At 44.3% G+C, this 3,631-nt stretch carries 3 protein-coding genes and 1 pseudogene; 2 read left to right on the top strand and 2 right to left on the bottom strand.

Annotated elements, in window-relative coordinates; translation table 11 throughout:
• Positions 1-120: pseudogene (locus PZA18_RS23560) on the top strand (IS30 family transposase); the annotation flags it as partial.
• A gap of 323 nt (positions 121-443) precedes the next feature.
• Here PZA18_RS23560 and PZA18_RS23565 read toward each other — a convergent pair.
• Complete coding sequence (locus tag PZA18_RS23565) at positions 444-848, bottom strand: hypothetical protein (RefSeq protein ID WP_284103343.1); 405 nt, start codon at positions 846-848, stop codon at positions 444-446.
• A gap of 186 nt (positions 849-1,034) precedes the next feature.
• Between PZA18_RS23565 and PZA18_RS23570 the strand changes: the two genes are divergently transcribed.
• Positions 1,035-1,739: an IS6 family transposase gene (locus PZA18_RS23570; RefSeq protein WP_284103344.1), complete on the top strand. Its 705-nt coding sequence runs from the start codon at positions 1,035-1,037 to the stop codon at positions 1,737-1,739.
• Between the two features lie 221 nt (positions 1,740-1,960).
• Here PZA18_RS23570 and PZA18_RS23575 read toward each other — a convergent pair whose 3' ends face one another.
• Positions 1,961-3,445 carry a tetratricopeptide repeat protein gene (locus PZA18_RS23575; RefSeq protein WP_284103345.1) on the bottom strand — a complete coding sequence of 495 codons (1,485 nt, stop codon included), beginning with the start codon at positions 3,443-3,445 and terminating at the stop codon, positions 1,961-1,963.
• Positions 3,446-3,631: the final 186 nt, after the last annotated feature.

Raw genomic sequence — 3,631 nt, forward strand, 5'->3', positions numbered from 1 at the left:
AACGACATTGCCCGGGCATTGAATGATCGGCCCAGAAAATGCCTGGGATTCAAAACCCCGGCAGAAGTCTTTCAGCAACAAATCAATCTCTTAAAAAATAGTGTTGCACTTCAGAGTTGAAATCGCCGGGATTTCGAAGCATGGGAAGGATTGTTGACGGGAGTTCGAATACGACGTTAGCCAAATTCAAATCCCAACCAAAACCCGACAAAACCCAAGTCAAACCCGATGACTCCACTGACCGGAGACTCGGAGGGGTGGTTGCGGCGAAATAACCAAAATCAGACGACTTGTGCTGCATTTTTAGTCGGAAACCAGAAGAAATTGCGGGGGGGTTTTCGCTGGTTTTTGAATTTATCCCTTCTCCCGGTCAAAAATCAGCCGGGAAAAGGAAGCAGGAAATGACTAGCAGGCGTGCGGTCAGGACAGCATCGTATTTTGCCTTACATCTTTGGAAGTTCTGATGAGTATAAAGCATTCCAATCAGGATGATTTTGTATTGCTTCCAAAAACACGGATAGCTTACAAGTTAATTCATGATCATTATCAATATATCCGTCCCACCCCACAAGAAAAGATAAAATTTTTATTAAATAAGCATTATCAGAGAAGAATGCATAGCAAAAAACAGGGTCAACTAACTTTGTTTCAAACATTTCAATCTCTTCATCACCATAGCAAGCTGATGGATTTTTCTCCTTCCTAAAAGACACTCCATCTCCTTTCGTGAGAATAGAGAATTCATCGCACTCGCTAGATGTGAACAATTCACAATCCAAGTTATCAGGGATAATAATTTCTTTGCAAGAAAAGCATCCAGGGAACACCAAAACTATGGCCTTCATCATTTACCACCTTTTCGAATAACAGGCGCGCCAGTGATTGTAAGTATGTCTGACACATTATTGGTTATAAACAGATTTTGCTTAAGGGCTTCATTTAGCTTAGTTGCGCCAAATTTTTTATCATTCCCCATCAAGAAATTAGGTACTGACAAGTTAACTTCGAACTTGGCGGCAGGTTAAGATGTTGGCATGGACAAGGATCTCTACCACCGCCACCGTTTCCCGGCTGAAATCATCGGCCATGCAGTCTGGCTCTACCATCGATTCAACCTCAGCTTCCGTGATATTGAGGAATTACTGGCCTCACGGGGCGTGCTCGTCAGTAACGAGACGATCCGGCAATGGTGCCTGAAATTCGGTCAGGCCTACGCCAACAACTTATGCCTTAGCCGCCCCAGGCGAGGGGGTAAATGGTATCTGGATGAGGTCTACCTTTCCATGAATGGCCAGTGCCACTATCTATGGCGGGCTGTCGATCGGGCGGGCCATGTCTTGGACATCCTCGTGCAAAGCCGCCGGAACCGTCATGCGGCAAAACGCTTTCTGCGCAAGCTGTTAAAGGGCTTGTGCTACGCGCCACGCGTCATGATTACGGACAAGCTCAAGCGTTACGCAGCGGCCAAACAAGACATCATGCCGGGGGTTGAGCACCGACAGCACAAGGGCTTGAACAGCCGCGCAGAGGTGTCCCATCAGCCGACCCGGCTGAAAGAGAAGCCGATGCGGCACTTCAAATCGCCGACACAAGCTCAACGCTTTCTGTCCGCTCACGGGCCCATCAACAACCTGTTTCGTTGTCGTCGCCATTTGCTCAGTCGGGTCGATGTCCGCGCTGCGCGTGAAAAGGCTTTTTTCACGTGGCAGATCATTACCAACGCCCTTGCTGCGGCCTGAATTGGGGAAGCGGTGCGATTGGCGCAACTTTTACGCACCATTATATGACAATGGCAATTTGGCTAAATTAAGTTGTCAATACCTCAAACTGCAGTTCGTTGCTGCCGTCGTCACCAAAGGTGCGGCTGACCCGGCCATGCGGGCCGTATTCGGCGTTGTTGCCAAAGCCCAAGCGGTCGGTGTAGCGGGTCAGGCACTAACGATTTACAGAGTTTTCTCAGTCAGGGACTATTAGTAACTTCTTCACTCTTCCTCAAAATTTCTTGAGCCCCTATAAATTTCCTTACTTCATCTTTCTTACCAAGAGCATTGGCGGCGATTATTAGCCAGTCAATAACGGCAATCTGATGGGCACTTGACGCATTATTCCTCTTTAGAATTGACAACGCCTCTTGCATTGCCTCTTCAGTTTCTCCCCACCTCTTCAAATTACCCAGAGCTATACCCTTTTGCCCCAAAGTATAACCAACGGTAATATGGTCACGCCCCAGAATCTCTCTCTGAAAATCCAGCAAATGATCAAAATAAACTAAAGCCTTAATATAGTTCTTTGACCTCATTAAAGAAGAAACTAGTCTTTCAACAAGATCCCGGGCCACGAAAGCACTAAATTTGCTTGTCTTTGGATAAAGGTCATAAGCGCGCAAATAAATTATCGCAGCCTCATCGTAATTTTTCATTTTATATTTTACAAAAGCTCTTCTTTCTTCAATAGCAAAAATATTATCAACATCCGCACCACTCTTTGCATCACAGTACCTCAATGCAGTTGTATAGTAGGATAAAGCCTCATCCAATTGATTCATAGCCAGATACGCCATAGCCAAACCACTATTCACACGTATTCTATCCTGAGCCGATACAACAGGTGCTGCTTTCAAAATTTCTACCGCCAATTGAGACTCTTGTAAAGCATCCTGCGTCTTTCCTAAATACAACAAAGCATCGCTCACATCAACCAACGCCAAAGCTTTACCTCGAAGATCATTAATCTTTCTGTAAATATCAACTGCCACTTTGGCATACTTCAACTGCAACTCATGGTTTCCAGATTTCTCATATACCATGCTCAGCAACAAATTCGCCTCTGCAACCTTTGTACTCTCACCCCCATAGAGCAATTGGTTTAATTCTACAATTTCCTCTGCATCCCTTGCCGCATCCACAAAAGATTTCTTATATATATTATAAGCTACCGCAGCATCCAATACTCCCACTTTGAATTGACTAGGCTTATCACCAAAATATTTTTGCACTATTTTGGAGGATTTTTCTAGCAATAAACCACCCTCATCAATTTTTTTATTCCTTAAATAAAGAACACTTAAATTGCTCATAGGAATTGTAACATAAGGATGTTCTGGGCCATTGGCTTCCTGACTCATTACCAAAGCAAATCTAAAAAATTCCTCAGCCTTTATATAATCTCCTTGCCTAAAGAGCATCATTCCAATATTATTTTTAGCAATGGCAATTTGCGCCTTATTACCACTGCGTTGCGCGTCTTTCAAATTTTTATTACATTCCTTAGTCGCTGCTTTCATATCGCTTTTGGCTATATAATCCAAGCAGGCACATGTGGGGTAATTTGCTGCACTGGCACACACTCCCAAAGCAAGCAAATATGGGAATATAGCAAAATTAACAATCAGGCGTCTCATAGAGGAAAACCAGTCTGCAATATGTAGCACTAAAAATAAAATCATGGTAACACTGGTGTTCCATGAATTACTTTGTCCTTTATCTTTTGTGCCGCATTTTCCTTGGTACTGACAAGTTAACTTCGAACTTGGCGGCAGGTTAAGATGTTGGCATGGACAAGGATCTCTACCACCGCCACCGTTTCCCGGCTGAAATCATCGGCCATGCGGTCTGGCTCTACCATCGATTCA

Origin of the sequence: Parachitinimonas caeni (assembly GCF_030129945.1) — a bacterium.
In the GTDB taxonomy this organism is placed as follows: Bacteria; Pseudomonadota; Gammaproteobacteria; order Burkholderiales; family Chitinimonadaceae; genus Parachitinimonas; species Parachitinimonas caeni.

Coding starts and splice junctions, on each gene's coding strand:
- PZA18_RS23575 (WP_284103345.1), bottom strand. CDS start 3,445: ATGATTTTATTTTTAGTGCTACATATTGCAGACTGGTTTTCCTCTATG.
- PZA18_RS23565 (WP_284103343.1), bottom strand. CDS start 848: ATGATGAAGGCCATAGTTTTGGTGTTCCCTGGATGCTTTTCTTGCAAA.
- PZA18_RS23570 (WP_284103344.1), top strand. CDS start 1,035: ATGGACAAGGATCTCTACCACCGCCACCGTTTCCCGGCTGAAATCATC.